Origin of the sequence: Mycobacterium sp. 1245852.3, from assembly GCF_001669335.1 — a bacterium.
GTDB lineage: Bacteria > Actinomycetota > Actinomycetes > Mycobacteriales > Mycobacteriaceae > Mycobacterium > Mycobacterium europaeum_A.
The window spans coordinates 1-19,217 of sequence record NZ_LZLL01000015.1 but is presented as its reverse complement, the minus strand read 5'-3'; the positions used below and the strand labels follow the sequence as shown (position 1 = coordinate 19,217).

Annotated in this window: 17 protein-coding genes; 9 read left to right on the top strand and 8 right to left on the bottom strand. The window is 68.5% G+C overall.

The window, feature by feature from the left end; all coding sequences use genetic code 11:
* On the bottom strand, positions 1 to 725 hold a 725-nt coding region (locus tag A9W96_RS00535), incomplete at its 3' end, for a galactokinase family protein (protein ID WP_067137312.1).
* Complete coding sequence (gene galT, locus A9W96_RS00530) at positions 722 to 1,828, bottom strand: galactose-1-phosphate uridylyltransferase (protein WP_067137309.1); 1,107 nt, start codon at positions 1,826 to 1,828, stop codon at positions 722 to 724. The genes A9W96_RS00535 and galT, both read right to left, overlap by 4 nt.
* Positions 1,829 to 1,939: 111 nt before the next feature.
* Between galT and A9W96_RS00525 the strand changes: the two genes are divergently transcribed.
* Together A9W96_RS00525 and A9W96_RS00520 are read left to right on the top strand one after the other, a co-directional pair.
* The gene (locus A9W96_RS00525; protein ID WP_067137320.1) at positions 1,940 to 4,162 is read left to right on the top strand and encodes an FUSC family protein; all 2,223 of its coding nucleotides are present in this window, start codon (positions 1,940 to 1,942) and stop codon (positions 4,160 to 4,162) included.
* Between the two features lie 94 nt (positions 4,163 to 4,256).
* A complete protein-coding gene (locus A9W96_RS00520; protein ID WP_066866377.1) occupies positions 4,257 to 5,516 on the top strand; it encodes a cytochrome P450 in 1,260 nt (419 codons plus the stop codon).
* On the opposite strand, the gene A9W96_RS00515 is transcribed toward A9W96_RS00520, so the two are convergent.
* Positions 5,513 to 6,391 (bottom strand): alpha/beta fold hydrolase, encoded by an 879-nt coding sequence (locus tag A9W96_RS00515; protein ID WP_066866379.1) that lies wholly within the window; start codon positions 6,389 to 6,391, stop codon positions 5,513 to 5,515. The genes A9W96_RS00520 and A9W96_RS00515 overlap by 4 nt on opposite strands.
* A 47-nt stretch (positions 6,392 to 6,438) precedes the next feature.
* Between A9W96_RS00515 and A9W96_RS00510 the strand changes: the two genes are divergently transcribed.
* The 3 genes from A9W96_RS00510 to A9W96_RS00500 all read left to right on the top strand — a co-directional run bounded on the left by A9W96_RS00510 (position 6,439) and on the right by A9W96_RS00500 (position 10,184).
* Positions 6,439 to 7,326 carry an NYN domain-containing protein gene (locus A9W96_RS00510; RefSeq protein WP_067137307.1) on the top strand — a complete coding sequence of 296 codons (888 nt, stop codon included), beginning with the start codon at positions 6,439 to 6,441 and terminating at the stop codon, positions 7,324 to 7,326.
* A gap of 150 nt (positions 7,327 to 7,476) precedes the next feature.
* On the top strand, positions 7,477 to 8,706 hold the full coding sequence (locus A9W96_RS00505) for a cytochrome P450 (protein WP_067137318.1): 1,230 nt from the start codon (positions 7,477 to 7,479) through the stop codon (positions 8,704 to 8,706).
* A gap of 116 nt (positions 8,707 to 8,822) precedes the next feature.
* A complete protein-coding gene (locus A9W96_RS00500) occupies positions 8,823 to 10,184 on the top strand; it encodes a hypothetical protein (RefSeq protein ID WP_067137305.1) in 1,362 nt (453 codons plus the stop codon).
* A gap of 14 nt (positions 10,185 to 10,198) precedes the next feature.
* On the opposite strand, the gene A9W96_RS00495 is transcribed toward A9W96_RS00500, so the two are convergent.
* Complete coding sequence (locus tag A9W96_RS00495; protein ID WP_067137303.1) at positions 10,199 to 11,506, bottom strand: NRAMP family divalent metal transporter; 1,308 nt, start codon at positions 11,504 to 11,506, stop codon at positions 10,199 to 10,201.
* Between the two features lie 128 nt (positions 11,507 to 11,634).
* Here A9W96_RS00495 and A9W96_RS00490 point away from each other — a divergent pair, with 128 nt between their 5' ends.
* Together A9W96_RS00490 and A9W96_RS00485 are read left to right on the top strand one after the other, a co-directional pair.
* On the top strand, positions 11,635 to 13,620 hold the full coding sequence (locus tag A9W96_RS00490; RefSeq protein ID WP_067137301.1) for a molybdopterin-dependent oxidoreductase: 1,986 nt from the start codon (positions 11,635 to 11,637) through the stop codon (positions 13,618 to 13,620).
* Positions 13,621 to 13,729: 109 nt separating this feature from the next.
* Positions 13,730 to 14,119, top strand: coding sequence for a hypothetical protein (locus A9W96_RS00485; RefSeq protein ID WP_067137298.1), 390 nt, complete (start codon positions 13,730 to 13,732; stop codon positions 14,117 to 14,119).
* A gap of 204 nt (positions 14,120 to 14,323) precedes the next feature.
* On the opposite strand, the gene A9W96_RS00480 is transcribed toward A9W96_RS00485, so the two are convergent.
* Both A9W96_RS00480 and A9W96_RS00475 read right to left on the bottom strand, forming a co-directional pair.
* Positions 14,324 to 15,181: an LLM class flavin-dependent oxidoreductase gene (locus tag A9W96_RS00480; protein ID WP_067137296.1), complete on the bottom strand. Its 858-nt coding sequence runs from the start codon at positions 15,179 to 15,181 to the stop codon at positions 14,324 to 14,326.
* Between the two features lie 14 nt (positions 15,182 to 15,195).
* On the bottom strand, positions 15,196 to 15,936 hold the full coding sequence (locus A9W96_RS00475) for an SDR family oxidoreductase (RefSeq protein ID WP_067137316.1): 741 nt from the start codon (positions 15,934 to 15,936) through the stop codon (positions 15,196 to 15,198).
* Positions 15,937 to 16,035: 99 nt separating this feature from the next.
* On the opposite strand from A9W96_RS00475, the gene A9W96_RS00470 reads away from it, so the two are divergent.
* Positions 16,036 to 17,043 (top strand): Lrp/AsnC family transcriptional regulator, encoded by a 1,008-nt coding sequence (locus A9W96_RS00470; RefSeq protein WP_067137294.1) that lies wholly within the window; start codon positions 16,036 to 16,038, stop codon positions 17,041 to 17,043.
* Positions 17,044 to 17,088: 45 nt separating this feature from the next.
* Here the strand turns inward: A9W96_RS00470 and A9W96_RS00465 are convergent, their stop codons facing one another.
* Positions 17,089 to 17,589 (bottom strand): hypothetical protein, encoded by a 501-nt coding sequence (locus A9W96_RS00465; protein WP_231999554.1) that lies wholly within the window; start codon positions 17,587 to 17,589, stop codon positions 17,089 to 17,091.
* 117 nt (positions 17,590 to 17,706) lie between these two features.
* Here A9W96_RS00465 and A9W96_RS00460 point away from each other — a divergent pair, with 117 nt between their 5' ends.
* Entirely contained in the window at positions 17,707 to 18,672 is a 966-nt protein-coding gene (locus A9W96_RS00460) for a DMT family transporter (protein WP_067137292.1), read from the top strand.
* Here the strand turns inward: A9W96_RS00460 and A9W96_RS00455 are convergent.
* On the bottom strand, positions 18,660 to 19,217 hold a 558-nt coding region (locus A9W96_RS00455), incomplete at its 5' end, for a hypothetical protein (protein WP_231999553.1). The genes A9W96_RS00460 and A9W96_RS00455 overlap by 13 nt on opposite strands.

The window sequence follows — 19,217 nt, the reverse complement described above, 5'->3', positions numbered from 1 at the left end:
TCGCGCACGGCCGTCAGGTCGACGGGCCCACGATCGGCGGCCTCACGCAGCGAGGACGCCGACAGTTCGGCCGCCGCCCGCTCGCACGACGCGCGCCGCGCCGCGTAGTCGCCGCCGGCGTGGCTGTGGCGCTGCCGCGAGTCGATCAGCAACAGCGTGACACCCGCGGCGGCCGGGTCGAAAACCACCGGCGTGACGGTGAGGTCGGCGAAGTCGATCAGCACCGCCGTCGCGTCGCGGCCGCAGAGCGCGGCCAGCTGATCGAGCAAACCCGTTGGCGCCCCGACGTATTCGTTTTCGGCGCGCTGGGCCAGCCGGGCCTGTTCCTTGGGGTCGATGCGGACACCCGCGGCCGTGGTGATCGCGCCCAGCGCCGCGCATTCCAGCGCCGCCGACGACGACAGACCCGAGCCCATGTGCAGGTCGCTGGTGATCGACATGGCGCCGCCCGGCACCGGGTGGCCGCCCTGGCGCAGCGCCCAGATCACCCCGGCCACGTAGGCCGCCCAGCCGGCCACCTCGCCGGGAACGGTGCCGATCCGAACGCGCACCGGGGCATCGGCGCGGTCGCTGACGACGGTGATCGCGTCGTCGTCGGTGGGCGTGAACGTCGCCACGGTGCGTGGCGGTAGCGCGATGGGCAGCGCGAAACCCAGGTTGTAGTCGGTGTGTTCGCCGATCAGGTTGATCCGCCCCGGGGCGGCGTAGCGGATCGGCGTGGTCATTGCGCGAGGCCCCGCAACAGCTGGGCCACGCTTTCCGGCGTGACGTCACCGATGAAGGCATCCATCGCCGATTCGGAGGCCGCCAGGTACTTGAGCTTGGTGGCGCTGCGCCGGATGGACATCAATTCGACGTGGAAGTAACCCTCGGCCTGGGCGGCGGTGTCGGCGTACTGATGCAGCGCCGAAATGTAGGGCAGCGGCGCGGAATACAGCCGGTCGAAGCGCCTGAGCACGTCGAGGTACACGTCGACGAATGCGCAGGATTCGTCCTCGCCGAGTTCGGTCAGGTTGCGCACGAACCGGTTCGGGTAGATGTGCACCTCCACCGGCCAGCGCGCCGCGAACGGCACGAACGCGGTGAACAACTCGTTGCGCGCGATGACGCGGCTGCCGGCCTCGACCTCGCGGGCCAGCAGGTCGGCGAACAGGTTGCCGCCGTGGCGTTCTCGATGCAGACGGGCCTGCTCCAGCATGGCGGCGGTGCGCGGCGTCAGATAGGGGTAGCCGTAGATCTGACCGTGCGGGTGGGTCAACGTCACCCCGATTTCCTCGCCGCGGTTCTCGAAGCAGAACACCTGCTCGATGCCCGGCCTGGCCATCAGGTCGGCGGTGCGGTGCCGCCACGCCTCGACGACCAGCCGTGCGTGCGCCGGCTCGAGCTGGGCGACGGATCCGGTGTGGTCGGCCGAAAAGCAGATCACTTCGCAGCGGCCGTGCCCGGGCGCGGTCGCAAAGCCGTCGTCGGCGGGCACGGGCGGCGATACCGGCGACGACGGCAGCGCGCCGGACAGGCTGGGGAAGCGGTTCTCGAAGACGACGACGTCGTAATCGGGCGCGGGCACCTCACTGGTCAGCCCGGTCGGGCCCGGGCACAGCGGGCACGCCTCGGGTGGCGGCTTGTAGGTGCGGTCCTGGCGCAGCGCCGCGATGATCACCCACTGCCCGGTGGATCGGTCGAACCGCAGCTGCGACTGCGCGGAGGGCTCAGCGGCACGCGCCGGCAGCGGCCGGCGATCTTCGACCGGCGCCGGGTGATGCCCCGGCAGCGCGAAGAACAGCAGCTCACGACCGTCAGCCAGCTGCGCGCGCGTCGGCTCGGTCACGATGTCGAAGACTACTTTGGTCGCCGCGGCGCGGTTCGGGTAACCATGGGGGGTAAGCGCACGAGAGGGGTCATCGGAATAACTGTTCTTTACGAACGCGCCCGCAATTGGGTGATCGGCTCCGATCCTGGCTTGCTTCGGTTGCGCATGGCGACCCGGACGACGGCCGCGCTCGGCCTCTCCCTGCTGGCGCTCTTCATCCTGACCAAGGCGACGGGACAACCGCTGACCGTCGCCCTGCTGGGCGTCGTCATCACCATGGTCGCGTCACGCTCCGTCAACGAACCCGACCCGCGCCAGCAGCGAATCACCATGGCGCTGTTGCCGTTGCCGGCCGCGGTGTCCATCACCGCCGCCGCGGTGCTGGCCCCGCACCTGGTGGCCAGTGACGTCGTGTTCGTGGTCGTGGTCTTCACCGCGGCGTACATCCGCCGCTTCGGGGCGCGGGGCAGGGCGCTGGGCATGGTCGCGTTCATGTCCTACTTCTTCACGCTGTATCTGCACGCCCGCCTCGCCGAGCTGCCCTGGATGATCGGGGCGGTCGCGGTGGGCACCGTGTGCACGTTCGTGATGAGCACCTACGTGATGCCCGATCGACCGGAGCGGGTGTTGCGCGACACCGTTCGGGCCCTGCGCGCCCGGATGGCGATCGTCATCGACACCACCGCCGAAGCGGTGCGAACCGGCCGCCTCGATGAGCGGCGGCGCCGCCGCATGCGGGCCCGCACCATCCGGCTCAACGAGACCGCCCTGTTGGTGCAGAGCCAGATCGAAGACAAGGCCGACCCCGCCACCCTGTGGCCCGGCGTCACCGCAGAGCAACTGGCCCCCTGGCTGCTGGATGCCGAGCTGGCCATCGAATGGGTGGCCACCGCCGGTCGACGGGCCGCCGTCCTTGCCTGCGAGGCCCCGGACGCCATCCCCGCACCCACCCGGGCCGCGCTCGTCGCTGCGCTGACCGAGCTGGCGCGAGCGATCCGGCTCCCCGAACCCGACGGGCTGCGCCGGGCCGCCGACCGCGCGCAGCGACTGCTGGACGAGCAGCGCGGCCCCGCCTCGGACCCAGCCGGCGATGACTCGGGCGCCACTGCCGTGCGGCGCCTGGCCCTGGCGATAATCAACGCCGCCACAGCGACTTCCGATGTGCGGGCGATCGTCGACCGGGCCACCACCGGCCGCCCCCTCGACGACGCCGCCACCTCCCCGGCGGCGCCCGAGGGTGACGAACCCGACGAGGCCACCGAGGAAGAGCCGTCCACCTGGCTGCCGCCGACCACCCGGCAGGCCATCCAGGTGTCGGTCGCCGCATCGTTGGCCATCGTCGTCGGCGAGCTGGTGTCGCCCGCGCGCTGGTATTGGGCGGTGATCGCCGCGTTCGTCATCTTCGCCGGCACCAACTCCTGGGGCGAAACCTTGACCAAGGGCTGGCAACGGCTGCTCGGCACGCTGCTCGGCGTGCCCTGCGGCGTGCTGGTGGCCACGTTGCTGACCGGCCACAAGACCGCCGCGCTGGCCGGCATCTTCGTGTGCCTGTTCTGCGCCTTCTATTTCATGACGGTCACCTACAGCTTGATGACGTTCTGGATCACCACGATGCTGGCGCTGCTGTACGGCCTGCTCGGCCAGTTCTCGTTCGGCGTGCTGATGCTGCGCATCGAAGAGACGGCGATCGGTGCCGTCATCGGGGCGACGGTGGCGGTCCTGGTGCTGCCGACCAACACCAGAACCGCGATCCGCATCGACACCCGGGCCTTCTTGACGAGCCTGTCCGCCCTGATCGAGGTGTCGGCCGCGACGATGTTCGGCGAGGCGGACAGCGCCAGCCCCTCGGAGCAGGCGCGTCAGGTCGGTCGCGATCTACAGCAGTTCCGGGTCACCGCCAAGCCGTTGCTGGCCGGGGTCGCCGGGCTGGCCGGCCGGCGCAGCATCCGCCGCGCGCTGCGCATCTTCACCGCCTGCGACCGGTACGGTCGAAGCCTGGCGCGCAGCGCCGAGCAGTATCGCGATCCGGTCGGGTCACCCTCGCTGGCCTCGGAACTGGCGCAAGCGTTTTCGGCGGCCGCGGACCAGACGCGGCGCAACATCGAAGCGTTGCAGGAAGCCATCGAAGGGGGCCACGCACCGACGCTGATCTCGGCGGCCGACGAACTCGACGCCGCCGAGACGGTGGCCCGGCAACAGGACGGCGACGGCCGCGATGCCATGAGCCCCGACACCCGGCGGTTCCTCACCGCCGTGCACGCCCTGCGCCAGATCGAGCGCGCCATCATCACCGCGGCCACCAATCTCGGTGGGCGCGAGAGCGTCAAGACCACCAGTCCCGCATCGCGCTGATCCGGTGCCTCGCAGATTTGCTAGGCGATCCGCACGCACGCGGCTAGCATCGTGCTAACCGCCACCGCCAGGGCAGCAGTCGAGGAGAAATCCGATGGCGACACCGAACCTTCCGCCGGGCTTCGATTTCACCGACCCCGACATCTACGCCCGTCGGCTTCCGGTGCAGGAGTTCGCCGAACTGCGTGCCACGCAACCCATCTGGTGGAACGAGCAGCCGCTGGATCAAGGGGGCTTCGGCGACGGCGGTTACTGGGTGGTGACCAAGCACCGCGACGTGCGCGAGGTGTCGCTGCGCAGCGATGTCTTCTCGTCGGCCACCAAGTCGATCGTGCCGCGCTACCGGGAAGACTTGGCGCAGGGGCAGATCGAGGCGGGGCGGGCGTCGATGATCATGATGGACGACCCCGAGCACAGCCGGTTGCGCAAGATCGTCTCGCGGGGCTTCACGCCTCGGGCGGTCGAGCGGCTGCGCGCCGAACTCACCGAACGCGCGCGACGCATCACCGCCGACGCCGCCGCGCACGGCTCGGGCGATTTCGTCCGGCAGGTGGCGTGCGAGCTGCCGCTGCAGGCCATTTCGGGACTGCTCGGTGTGCCGACGGAGGACTACGACAAGCTGTTCGACTGGACCAACAACATGATCGGCAGCGACGACCCGGAGTTCGCCGGCAATGACGCGCTGACGTCGGCGGGTGAATTGATGTGGTACGCCATGCAATTGGCGGCGCGCAAGGCCGAGGAACCCGGCCCGAAGGATCGCGACATCGTCACCACGCTGATCGAGGCCGATTCCGAGGAGCAGCGACTCTCCGAGGCCGAGTTCGGCATGTTCGTGGTCACCCTGGCCGTGGCCGGCAACGAGACGACCCGCAACTCGATCACCCAGGGGATGATGGCCTTCACCGACCACCCGGACCAGTGGGAGTTGTTCAAGGCACAGCGGCCGCAGACCGCGGCCGACGAGATCATCCGCTGGGCTACCCCGATCACAGCGTTCCAGCGCACCGCGATGACGGACACCGAACTCGGCGGCGTGGCCATCAAGCAGGGCCAGCGGGTGGTGCTGTTCTACCGGTCGGCGAACTTCGACGACGAGGTCTTCGACGAGCCGTTCACCTTCGACATCATGCGCAGCCCCAACCCGCACGTCGGGTTCGGCGGCACCGGAGCGCATTACTGCATCGGCGCCAACCTGGCGCGCATGACGATCGATCTGATGTTCAACGCGATCGCCGACCAGATGCCCGATCTGAGGCCGGCCGGCGATCCCGAACGGTTGCGGTCGTCCTTCATCAACGGGATCAAGCACTGGCAGGTCGACTACCGCGGGACCTGCCCGGCGGGGCGCTAGCTGGGCTGGAAAGGCTGCTCTCGCTCGGTTTCCCGGCGCTCCCCCGCGGCGATGAAGTCCTCGATCAGCTCGACCACCCGATTGGGCACCTCCACCTGCGCGAAGTGGCCCACGTCGGGCAGCACCTCGAGCCGCGCGTCGGTGCGCGCTTCGTGCGCGGCGTAGGCATGCGCGACGGGAATGATGCCGTCGCGCTCCCCCCAGATGGCCATGACCGGTAACTCCTCGCGCAGCCGCAGCCGGTTGAGCGCGCTGACGGCCTGTCCGCGGTAGTCGACGACCGATCGCAGCGTCTTGAGGAACGATTGTCGCGTCTCGCCATCCGACAGCGACGAGTAGGCGCTCCACAGCTCGGCACCGCGCGGCGACTGGATGCCGGCGCTGCGCAGCCAGGACCGCAGCTTGTTGCCGACGGACAGGACGGGTGGCGGCGCGATGATCGGCAAGACCAGCTCCGCCCCGGGTGCAGAGAGCAGCCGCAGCACCCATCCCACGTCCGGGCCCAGGCCGCCGCTGCTGATCAGGATCAACCCCTTGGCGTAGTCGGGGTGCTGATAGACGAACTGCATCGCCACCCCGCCACCGAGGGAGTGACCGACGAGGGTCGCCTGGCTGACGCCGAGCTCGTCCAGGAAATCCCGCAGCCAGACCGCGAATGCGCCCAGCGAATAGTCCGTGCGGGGCTTCGCCGACTCGCCGTGGCCGAGCAGGTCCGGGGCGATGACCCGGAACTTCTTCGACAACGGCGGTATCACCGACCGCCAAGTCTCCGCGCTGCCCGCCATGCCGTGGATGAGCAGCAACACCTCGCCGTCACCCTCGTCGCGGTACGCGATGCGATCGCCGTGCAGGTCGAGAACCTTCACCTCACTCATCCGCCCTGGGTACCCGCTTTGGGCTGCCTACAGCGATGATCTAGTGCATGACCGAACCGGTTGCGACCCGCGTGGCCGTCTACCTCGACTTCGACAACATCGTGATCTCCCGATATGACCAGATTCACGGTCGGAACTCGTTTCAGCGGGACAAGGCCAAGGGCCTCGAGCAGCAATCTGAGCGGCTGGACCGGGCGACCGTGGACGTCGGCGCGATCCTCGACTTCGCGTCGTCCTTCGGGACCCTGGTGCTCACCCGGGCCTACGCGGACTGGTCGGCGGATATCAACGCCGGGTACCGCGGACAGTTGGTGGGCCGCGCGGTCGACCTGGTGCAGCTGTTCCCGGCGGCGGCGTACGGCAAGAACGGCGCCGACATCCGGTTGGCGGTCGACGCAGTCGAGGACATGTTCCGGCTGCCCGACCTGACCCACGTGGTGATCGTGGCCGGTGACTCCGACTACATTCCGTTGGCCCAGCGCTGCAAGAGGCTGGGCCGGTACGTGGTGGGCATCGGGGTGGCCGGCGCGTCGAGCCGGGCGCTGGCGGCGGCCTGCGACGAGTTCGTCATCTACGACGCGCTGCCCGGCGTTCCGGTGCCCGCCGACGCGGGATCGGCCAAGCCGAAGAAAGCGGCCGGCCGCGGCAAGTCGGCCCAGCCCGAGGAAGCCGACGAGCCCGAGGAGCAGCCCGACCCGCAGGCCGCCGCGACCGCGCTGCTCACCCGCGCGCTGCGGATCGGCCTGGAGAAAGACGACGTCGAGTGGCTGCACAACTCCGCGGTGAAGGCCCAGATGAAGCGGATGGACCCGTCGTTCAGCGAAAGATCCCTGGGATTCCGCTCGTTCAGCGATTTCCTGCGGTCGCGGTCCGACGTCGTCGAGCTGGACGAGACCTCGACGACGCGGATGGTGCGGCTGCGCGCGCAGGATTGAGGATCGCGACCCGCGCGATGCCGCCATGCATTTCCCGTTGGATGTATGGCGCTTCGTCCATCAGTGCGCCGATATCGTTGACACCCCTGGGCGCCGGCCATACATTATTCGAAAGTCGTCCGCACGTTGTGCGGAACCAAGGAGACCGTCATGACCGTCGGTGCCGCTCCCCCAAGCGTTTTCGAGGCCGACCTGCCGACGCTGTCCTACGACCCCGAGGAAACGCCCGCCCAGGTCTACCCGCGACTGCGCGAGGCGCAGCGGCGGGCCCCCGTCGCGCTGGGACCGCACGGGCCCGAGGTGCTCTCCTATCACCTGGTCCGTTCCGTGCTTCGCGATCCCCGATTCCAGATCCCGCCCGGCATCAACCTGCTCGCCCAGGGCATCGACTCGGGGCCGCTGTGGGACAAGGTGGCCAACAGCCTGCTGTGCCTCGAGGGTGACGCGCACCATCGGCTGCGCAGCCTGTGCTCCAAGGCCTTCACCCCGCGCACGGTCGCGCGCCTGCACGACACCATGGTGGGGGTGCTCAACGAGCTGGTCGCCCGGGTGGCGACCGCGGGCCGCTGCGACGTCGTCACCGATATCGCCCGCCCGTACCCCGTTCCGATCATCTGCGCGCTGCTCGGCGCGCCCCGCGAGGACTGGGAACAGTTTTCGTTGTGGGCCGACGACGTGTTCAAGGCCTTCAGCTTCACCGTCGACCTGCGCGCGGTCGAGCCGGTCGTGGTGCGCGCGTGGCGCCAGCTCGACGACTACGTCGACGAGATGGTCGCCCGGCGGCGGCACAGCTTGACCGATGACCTGCTCTCCGACCTGATCCGCGCCGAGGACGAGGGCGACCGCCTCGACGCCGCCGAGCTGCGCATGTTGGCGGGCGGACTGCTGCTGGCGGGGACGGACACCACCCGCAACCAGGTGGCTGCCTCGGTGCAGGTCCTGTGTGAACATCCTGACCAGTGGGAGCTGCTGCAGCAGCGTCCCGAGCTGGCGATGCGTGCCGTCGAGGAGACCATGCGGCACTCGCCGATCGCCTGCGGCACGCTGCGGCTGGTGGTCGAGGACGCCGAGCTCGACGGCTACTCGTTTCCCGCCGGCACCGCCGTACTGGTGAATACCTTTGCCGCCAACCGTGATCCGGTGGTGTACGACGACCCCGACCGGGTCGACATCACCCGCGCGGCGCCGCCGCCCATCCTGACGTTCGGCGGCGGGGTGCACTACTGCCTGGGCGCGAACCTGGCCAGGCGCGAGATCGCCGAAGCGCTGAACGTCCTGGCGAACGGGCTGCGCCACCCGCGCATCGCCGGACCGGCACCGTGGAAGCCGATGGTGAGCCTGAGCGGTCCCAAGAGCCTGCCCATCGAGTTCGACCGGTAACCATCGGCCCCTTCCGCCGGGCGCAGGTTGTGACAAAGCGCGCCATACGCCCGAGTCGCGGCCGCATCGGGGCGGCTTTACGCTGCTTGGTTACACGAACGTAATGGGGGTTTTCGATGCGTGCAGCCTGGGCGCGTGCCCGGTGGCGGCGCCGGTCGCGCTACCGGCGCGCCGCGGTCGCGTCGGCGGCCTGCCTGGCGTTGGCCTCCTGTTCGGAAACCGCGGCGCCGCCCCCGCTCACCGCCACCACCTCCACATCCGTCTCCAAGACCAGCACCAGCGCGGCGGCCCCGCCCGCACCGATCACCGGGCCGCTGGAAAAGGACTGGAAAAGTTACGGCGGCACGGCCTATTTCGGCTGCCCGGAGAAATTCTCGGCCGGCAAATCGGGGCTCGAGGATATCCGGCCGAAAATCTTCGACCCGAAGACCGGGCAATACGTCGCGCCCGCCATCCCCACCGTGCCGGCCGGGGAGAGCCTCATCGGCGGCATGTGCGCGCTGACCGGCACGGCCGACGACATGAAGGTCGTCTATCTCGTCGCCACCACCGGGCCGGCGCAGCCACCCGCGCCCGCAGCCACCAAAACCACCGCGTACGTCTACGACTCCAAATCGGGCCAGCAGGTCGCCACCAAGGAGCTGCAGCCGCCGTCGGCCGACCTGAAGCCGACCGCACCCAAGGACTGGGGACTGGGATCGACCGCCTCCGGCGTGGCGTGGCTGAACGCCTTCACCGACGGCCACGGCGCCGCGTCGCCGCCGCGCACCGTCGTGCTGTCCGGCGGTGACCTGTCGACGATCTGGACCGATCCGCAGCCCGGCCGGGTCTGGCAGGACGTGCTCGCGTTCCAGCGCAACACCGAACCCGGCAAGACATCCGGCGCCGAGTTGCGCCGGCCCAGCGGGGAGGCGATCTTTCAGGACAACGACGTGCAGTCCGTCGACGCCGAATTGACCGACGGCCCGAACAAACTGGTGAAGCTCACGCACTGGGATTCGTATAACCCCCCGGTGCTGTCGACGATGTTCTACGACCTCAACGCCAAGTCCATCATCAAGATCGGTGATTCGGACCGGATTTCCGGCGGTGGGCTGAGCGCGGCGCTGTCCGACGGGAAACTGTTCGTCGACGGCCATGGTTCGGACACTTCGCAATTCGGCTTCGGCGTCTGGAATCTGCGCACCCAACAATGGGACTTCCAAAAGAGCCGCGACGACGCCAAGAAGCTGTCGGTCTCCAAGCTGGCGTTCTTCGAAGACCACCTCTACATCACCGGCACCGGCGGGACGAATTCCGTGATCGCCTTGCCCGCAACCGATCCCGTCGCACCCAACTGGGCGCTACGCCCGTTCGAGCGGATCTCCGGATGGACGCTGGTGTGCCGCGGTGAGACGGCGCCGGGCGCCAACGGCGAGTGCAAGGAAATCGTCATGGTGCAAGACCAGGACGGCCACTACCCCGGGCCCTGGTTCTGACGTTCGGTCGCGCACTAGAACAGGCCGAGGGCCTGCGGCACCATGTACAGACCGAAGCCGATGGTCACGAAACACAGTGCGCGGGTGACGTATTTGTGCAGCCCCCGCACGCGCCACTGCTCGGGCAACGCCCTGGCCTCCAGCGCCAGCAGCAGGCCCAGCACGATCGGCAGCAGCAGCGCGTTCATGACCTCGACGTCGACCGCCAGGTTGACCAGGTCGACACTGGCCAACACCAGCACCGCGCCCACGATGTGGGCGAGCGCGTAGGTGACGTAGAACTTGGCGGTCGCACGGTTGGGCCGCTCGTTGAGCGTGTGCTTCCAGCCGAACACCTCCGCGAGCCCCCAGGCCCCGGCCAGCGAGGCCACGATGGCGGCCACCAGCGCCGCGCCCAGCATGCCCAGGCCGAACAGCACCGTCCCGCCGACGTGGCCCAGATAGGGCGTCAGCGATTGGGCGATCTGGCCGACGGTTTCCAGCTCCGCCCCGCCGCCGTGTTTTCCGATGGTCCCAATAGTGGAAGCCATCGTGATCACCACCGCGATCATGATCAGCTGGGTCAGCACCGCGCCGAACGCGGTGTCGTAGCGAGCCTGTCGAATCGTGCTCTCCGACAAGCGCTTATCGACAACCGCGCCCTGCTGGTAGAAGATCATCCACGGCATGATGACCGCGCCGACGTTGGCCGCGACCAACAGCAGGTACGACGAGTTGCCCAGCGGCATCGACGACAGACCGTCCACCAGCGCCCTCGGATCGGGCCGGGCCATCACCATGGCCACCAGAAACGCCAGCTCGGCCGCGCCGACGACGAGGCCGATGCGTTCGACGCGCCGGTAACTGCCGGTCAGCGCCAGCCCCAGCAGGGCGGCGGTGGCGACCGGAATGCTCACCCAGCGCGAGACGCCGAACAGTTCCCCGACCCCGGCGACGCCGGCGAACTCGGTCAGCAGCGCCCCGATCGCGGAGGCGAACAGCGTGAAGGCCGACAGCCACGCCCAGCCGCGGCCGAACCGCTCCCGGATCAGCGAGCCGTGGCCGCGTCCGGTGACGATGCCGAGCCGCACGGTCATCTCCTGCACGACGTAGAGGACCGGCATCAGGATCAGCTGCGGCAGCACCATCCGGTAGCCCCACTGGGCCCCGGACTGCGACGCGGTGATGAGCGAGCCCGCGTCGGTGTCGGCGAGCATCACCACCAGGCCGGGCCCCCACACCGAGAGCAGTCCCCACCGTAGCCACCGGCCACGGGTTCGCAGCGATACCGGCGGCCGGTCGCCGAATCCGTCGGCCACCGGTTGCGTGGTTGTCTCGGTCACCCGGCGATGATAACTAAGGGTCGCCTAACCGCGGGCGTTATCCCGGAGAGCGCCATTGACCGAAAACGCACAACCATTCTCGAAAATGCGATAGGCCTTCTCGAAAAGCGAGAGTACGTTACCCAGGTATGCAAACGGTGCGTAGCTTCTGCCGCGTCTGCACCTCGGTCTGCGGCATCCTCGTCGACGTCGACGGCGACGAGGTGGTCCGCGTCCGCGGCGATCAGGACCATCCCTTCTCGCACGGCTACACCTGCCCGAAGGGCCGCGCGCTGCCGCAGCTGCACCACCACCCCGATCGGCTCGAGCGTCCGCGGATGCGGGTGGACGGGCGGTTGCAGGACGCCACCTGGGACGCCTGCCTGGACGACCTGGGCACCCGGCTGAAGGAGATCATCGATCGGCACGGACCGGCGTCGGTCGCGTTCTACTTCTCCACCATGGAAAGCGCCGGCTTCCGGATGGCCGAGGCCCTGCACGCCGCGATCGGCACGCCGGCCAAGTTCAGCCCGCTGACCATCGACGGCACCGCCAAGCCGCTGGTCTCGGATCTGGTCGGCGGGTTCATGGGGCTGTCCGGCCGCACCGACCTGGACAACGCCGACTTCCTTTTGCTGGTTGGCGTCAATCCCGTTGTGTCGCACGGCCATGCGATCTCGATGCCCAACCCGACCGGCACGGTGCGCGAAATCGCCCGGCGCGGTCAGGTGTGGGTGATCGACCCGCGCCGCACCGAGACCGCCCGGCTGGCCACCGCCCATCTGGCGCCGCGGCCCAGCACCGACCACGCGGTGCTGGCCTATCTGGTACGCGAAATCCTGTGCGACGGAATGAAATCCGATGTACCGGTGCAGGGCATCGACGCGCTGTCCGCCGCGGTGGCGCCGTTCACCCTCAAGCACACCGCAGCGCTGGCCGATGTCGCGGAAGCCGACCTGCTCCGGCTGTGCGAGGCGGTGCGCGCCGCCGAGTGCGTCGCGGTGGAAACCGGCACCGGTGTCACCATGACGGCCGAACGCGCCAACGTCACGCAGTGGCTCGCGTGGGTGCTGATGATCCTCACCGGTGCGATGAACCGGCCCGGCGGGACGTGGTTTCATCCCGGATTCGCTTACCAGCTGGAGACTTTCGGCGAGTTCCTGCCCGTCACGCCGATCGAGGGTGTCTTCGGTCCCGGTCCGCGCAGCCGCCCCGAGGCGCAGGCCTTCATCAACGAGTGGCCGTGCGCGGTGTTGCCCGACGAAATCGCCGCCGGCAACATCCGCGCGCTGATCAACGTCGGCGGCAGTCTGGTCACCTCGTTCCCCGAGACGGGCAAGCTGATTCCGGCCCTGCAGAACCTCGAGGTGTTCGCCACCACCGAGATCATCAACAACGAGACCACCGAACTGGCCACCCACGTCCTGCCCACCAAGGATCCGCTGGAGCGGCCCGACATCACCATCCACGACATCCTGAGTTCGCATGTGTCGGTGCAGTACAGCCCGGCCGTCGTGGCCCCGGTCGGCGAGCGGCGCTCGATGTGGTGGGTGTTCGCCGAGCTCGGCCGGCGGCTCGGCTATGACCTCGGCAATCTCGGGAACCCCGACACCAGCACCGACGACGACGTGCTGGCCGTCCTATTGGCAGGCGCGCGAACGGGTTTCGACGAGGTAGCGGCGGCGGGTTGGGCCGAGGCTCCGCGCGAGTTACCGGCGGCCTGGGTCGACGAACATGTCGCGCGGATGGGGGGCTGGCGGCTGGCGCCGCCGCTGCTGGTCGACCAGCTCGCCGCGCTGGAACCGCCCGCACTCCTGGTGATGGTGCCGCGCCGGCAGCGCCGAAAGCTCAACGGGCAGCTGGACTTTCTCGGTGAGGCGCCCGAGATCCTCATCCATCCCGACGACGGCGCAGCGGCCGGGGTCATAACCGGCCAGAGGGTGACCGTCCGCAGCACGAGCGGAGAACTGACCGGCATCGCGAAGGTCGACGACCCCATCCGGCGCGGAGCGGTGTCGATCCCGCACGGCCACCACGGCGCCAACGTCAACCGCCTGACCAACAAGGACGATATCGACGTGGTGACCGGCATGGTGCGCTACTCCGGCATTCCCGTGAGCCTGCACCCCGCCTAGGCGGACAGATCCCTGGCTCTGCTTGGTGACGTCGGGCAGTCGGCGCAGGCAGACAGTTTGTGACGCAACAGCTTGCGGATAATCAAGCATCGAGGGTTCAGTCGATTAGATGGGCGGGCAATCGGTGACGGTGATCATTTCCCGCGTGGCCAACGCGCTGATCGCCGATGTCGACGTCACGGTAACGACGACGTCGATCAATAGACGGGTCCTGGACCGTTACCGCCGCCGCCACGGTGGTCTGTGGGTCGGCGGCCGGCTCACCGTTACCGAGACCGATGTTCAGTTCCACGCCAACGCCCTCAACCGCTCGATCCAGTCGGGACAACTGGACATCGTCGTCGACCTCGGTTCGGTCGAATCCGTGGAACTGCTGCCGGGTGTTCTCACCAAAATCGTCGCCATACACACCGGTGACCGGGTGACCAAATTCCGCTGCTTCGGCGCGGCAAAGGTCGCCGACCGAATTCGCGCTGCAGCGTCTGCCGCGGGAGCTTGAACTGGCTCCGGTCAGGTCTTGCACCGCTCGATGAATCGGCAGACGAGGAAGTCATCTGCACCACAGATCACCGCGTCGGCTGTCCGGTGTGCCCAGTCGTGACAGGGTGTCGTGGGCCGCGATCATGTCGATGCTGCGCGATGAGATGTCAGTGTCGCCCGGCCGTACCGACAACGTGGCCGCAACGGCTCTCGGTGAACGTCATCAGAGAACCGCATCGGCTAGGCGGTCGACCTGGTCGATCTCGGCGACACACGGATGGAAGATGACTCCGTCGAAACCTAGGTCGCGGTAGGCGCGCACGGTCTCGATCGCCTCGTCCGCCGAGCTGAGCATGTCGGCGACGTTGAGGGCGGCGAAGTCAGGCTTGAAGCCGTAGTAGCGCTGCAGGTGGGAGCGACCCATAGCGATGGCGTCGGCATCGCCGAAAGCGAAGTTGACGCTGGCCGCAAGCCACGGGCGTCCCGCGCGGCCCGCCTCCGCCCATGCCACCCGCACCCGATCGGCCAGCGCAGACTGGTTGGCGTAGTCACGCAACGCTCCTGCGGTCCAGCCGTCACCGATCGCGGCCGCGCGGCTGATCGTCGCGTCCGCTCGCCCGCCGAACAGGATCGGAATCCGCACGGGCGCAGGGGTCAGCGGCTTATCACCCGTCACGGTGTGGGCGTCACACGTTGCGCGCACCACCGACACGGTCTCGTCGAGGATGCGCCCGCGCCGGCGATAGTCCACGCCGACAGCGGTGTAGTCATCGGGTCGGCTGCCGATGCCCAGGCCGAGGGTGAGCCGCCCACCGGATGCGGCGGCAAGGGTGGCGACTTGCTTGGCCAGCAGCACCGCGGGGTACAGCGGAGCCAGCAGCACGTTGGTCGTCAGGCCGATGTTTGTGGTCGCGCCCGCGGCTACAGACATCGCGACCAGCGAGTCGAGGCTTTCGTAGACCAGCCGGTCTATGGCGGCCAGTGCCGCGAAACCGCGCCGTTCGGCTCGACGCGCCCACTCGGCGGTCAACGGCCCGGGCACGTGCGCGATATGGCTGGGCAGTCCGATTCCAATGCGCATGGCGATATCACTCCTTATGAGTTGATTGCCGCAAAGACGTCGTCGTAGTTGCCGCCGCGGGCGGCGAATCGCACGTGTTTGGCGGCATCGACCGCGATCTCTGCAGCGTCAGGCCGGCCGTGCAACAGCGAAAATGCCTCGGCGACAAAGGCGTTGACCGACATCGTGGCCGCGCCATCGCCCCGTTCGGCAAGCATGTCGGTCTGGACCCGCGGCGGGATGATCTCAATGACCTGGACCCGGGTGTGACGCAATTGGTGGCGCAACGACTGGGTGTAGGCGTGCAAGCCCGCTTTAGTCGCCGAGTAGCTCGGCGCGTCCGCTCTGGGGACGAACGCTAAAGCGGAGGTGATGTTGGCAATTGCGGCGTGCTGCTGGGAGAGCAGCGTGGGTAGCAGTGCCACCGTGAGCCGTATCGGGCCCAGCAGGTTGACCGCGACCGTCTGCTCGGCGATTTCCGCCGAGGTGGTTAGCAGGTCCTCGGAGCGCATCACCCCCGCGTTGTTGATCAGGATGTTCAGACCGGGGTGGCTGCCGGTCAGCTCAGCGGCCAACCGGTTGATGCTGTCCGGCTCCGCCAGGTCCAAGTGGCGGTATTCGATGCCCGGGTTGGCATCGGCGACGGCCTGCAGCACGCCGCGACGGCGTCCGGCGATCACGACCTGGTTGCCGGCTCGGTGCAGGGTTTCGGCCAGGCCGCGACCGATTCCGGTGCCGCCACCGGTGACCAAAATGGTGTTTCCTGTCGACTTCATGGACTTCAGGCTCGCAGCGACGGCGGTGAACTTGCGATCGTTGCGGCGAAAATAGGCAGAAGTCCTCACCCAGACCGTCATCGACGCATACTTTTCGTTGTGCTCGACGACTTAGACGCCCAGATTCTGCATGCCCTGCAGCTGGCTCCTCGGGTGTCGTTTCGCCGGATCGCCACCGTCGTCGAAGCCACTGAGCAAACGGTCGCGCGTCGCTACCATCGGCTGCGCCGCGACGGCGTGGTGCGCGTTGTCGGGCTGGAGAACCGGTGGACCGATGGGGAAGGGAGTTGGGTGTGCCGGATGCGCGCCGCACCCGAACGCATCCAGCAGCTGGCCGACGCCTTGGTGCGCCGGCCAGACGTGTCTCATGCCAACGTGCTGGCGGGATGGACCGACCTGGTTTGCGTCATCCGTGCGCCGGTGGGTGACACCCGGGAGGATCTCCTGAAGCTACTCCCGCGAACAACCTCGGTCACCGACATCACCATCGACCTGCTGCTGCATTCGTTCGGGCAGCCCCACAGTGCACCGTGGACCGGTTACGGCCGCACTCTCACCGACCGGCAGGCCGCAGTGATCCTGGCGGAGCGAACCGGTCCGATGCCCGGAGCTCAACGGTGCTCACCCACTGCCGAGGACCGCCCGATCTTCGAGGCGCTCGCCGAGGACGGCCGGACGTCGCAACCGAAACTCGCCGCACGCGCCGGCTGGTCGGTGGCCAGAGTGGGCCGGCGACTCGGGGCGCTGGAAGCCGGCGGCGCCCTGCTCTTCGACGTCGACGTGTTACCGGAACGACTCGGCCACCAGTTCAGCGCGATGCTGTGGCTGACAGTAGCGCCCCGCGACATCCAATCCGTGGGCGAGCGCATCGCGGCGCACCACCACATCGCCTTCGCCGGCGCCATCAGTGGGACCAAAAACCTTGTGGCGATTGCGATCTGCCGGGACATCGACGATCTGTACCGGTACCTCAGTGAGCAACTCGGACAGATCGCGGAAATTCTCAGTTACGAGGTCAACATCCGCACTCAACGCCTCAAGCAGCACGGATCGCTGGTGGCCCAAGGAAGGCTGATCAACTCCCGCCCCTTCCGCACTGGGCGCTGAGCCGCCCCGGCGCGGCGCGCCGTCGAATGAAGCGCGGCTGCACCTTCAGCCCTGCTCGCGGACAACCCTTTTCGCTCCGAAGGCGACGAGCGCGGTGCAGATCACCAGCACGCCGGTGGCCGCGGCTTCGGCGATCAACGAGCCGGAGTTCAGCACTTGCCGGTCCGGCACCAGGGAAATGCCCATCTCGTTCTTGGCGTCGCCGGCCAGTACCGCCGGATAGACCAGGCACACGACGGCGGTGACGAACGCGACGACCGCGCATCCGCAGGCGACGAGCCCGAGCACGCGCACTCGGGCCGCGGCCAGGACCGCGGCGCCGGCCGCCAGGGAGGCGATCAACACGACCCATCCCGGCACGCTGTCCACCATGCCGGCGAGCAGATGGCCGTATTCCTGCCTGTCCTCGCCGACGTAGACGCCCAGGCCATTCCACCGAATGGGCAATCCCAGCCGGCTGACGTCGACCCAGGGCAGCAGTGTCAATGCGGCTGATGCGATGGCCGCCGCGACGGCCACCACGGTGATCACCTTGGTACGCAGCATGTTTCCTTTCGATCGGCCGGCCGGGACGAATTCCGCGCCGGCCACTCAGGGTAGGCGGGATGGCCCGTCACGCAAAGGGCGAGTTAACCCCCCGAGGTCAGGGGTACCCCACCGGGCATGGGGTGGGTAACCGAGCACGCGGTCGCGATCTTCTCGGCTTTGCTTTCGGCGTTCTGGGCTGCGGTGGGCATCGTCGTTCGGCAGCGCGCGACCCACCGGGTTCCCGGTGATGAGGCCATGTCCGCGGCGATGGCGACGACGCTGGTTCGCCAGCCGCTGTGGTGGGCCGGGACGTTTGCCGCGGTTGCCGGCTACGCGTTTCAGGCCGTGGCGCTGGCCCACGGCTCGCTGCTGTTGGTCCAGCCGTTGTTGGTGTCGTCGCTGCTGTTCGCGCTGCCGCTGAGCGCGGCGCTGTGCCACCAGCGCATCAGCGCGCCCCAGTGGGGGTGGGCGATGCTGCTGACGGCGGCGCTGGCGGTTTTCCTGCTGGTGGGCGAGCCCCGGGAAGGGCACAGCCGCCCCCCGATACCGGCGTGGACGCTGGCGCTGGCGATCACGGTCCCCGCGGTGATCGCCTGCGTCGTCGCCGCGCACCGCGCCGCGGGCCGGATGCGAGCGTCACTGCTGGGTGTCGCCGTGGCGGTCCTGCTCGGCATGATCGCCGTGGTGACCAAGGTCTGCACCCACCGCTTCGCGATGGGCGGCTGGCATGCGCTCTTGACCGTCCCGGCCCCGTACGTGCTGGTCGGGCTCGCGGTGACGGTCACGGTAGTGCAGAACTCCGCGTTTCACGCCGGCGCGCTGCAGGCGTCGGTGCCGATCATGCTGGTGGGCGAACCGGTGGTCGCCGTCCTGCTCGGCGTGGTGGTGCTCGGCGAGCACTTGGCGGTGGGCGGCGCTAGCGCGCTCGTCCTCGTCCTCGCGGTGGTGGCCATGGGGGCGGCCACCACCGCGCTCGGCCGCAGCCAGGCCATCGAAAACGGCGGCGTCGCGGGCGAGGCGCCCACCGCAGCGCCGGAGCGTGACGAGGCCGCGCTGACGGCGGTCGGGGTAAGGCCGCGCGGCGGGCGTTACGCCAACTGATCCTGGGGTATCGGTTCGGGCAGCGTGTTCGCTTTGGTGGTCATGTCTTTGCATTCGCCGTAGATGGTGATCGACCCGCCGGAATTCTGCACCGGCGAGTAAGGATCGAAGACCGCCGTAACCCCTTGTTTGCTGACCGCGGAGCCATGCGTGCGGAAGTCTCCCGGCCCGCCCCAGCCGTGTTGTTTCAGGGTCGCGACCATCTGCTCGATCTCGGCTCGGGATGCTTCCAGGGTGGGCGCGTGGTCGTAGGCGATGCCGACGATTCCCCGGAAGGGCGCCACAGCCTGGTCGTTACAGGAGTCGCGGCTGAAATGCGCCGACACGCCTTTGAGTCCCAGCGTGGTGGCGATCTCTCGCGCCGCATTGACCACTTGGGCCCTGGACTGTTCGGGAGTCATCGGGTTGGGCACCCCTTCGCTCAGATTCCTTACGCTGCTGCAGGATTGAAGCGCGAGGGTCAGCACCCCCGCCGCGGCGAGGGCGAGCAACGACCGCCAAGTGGCGCTGCTGATTCCCCTTAAGGTGTTCATGGCTGTTCTCAA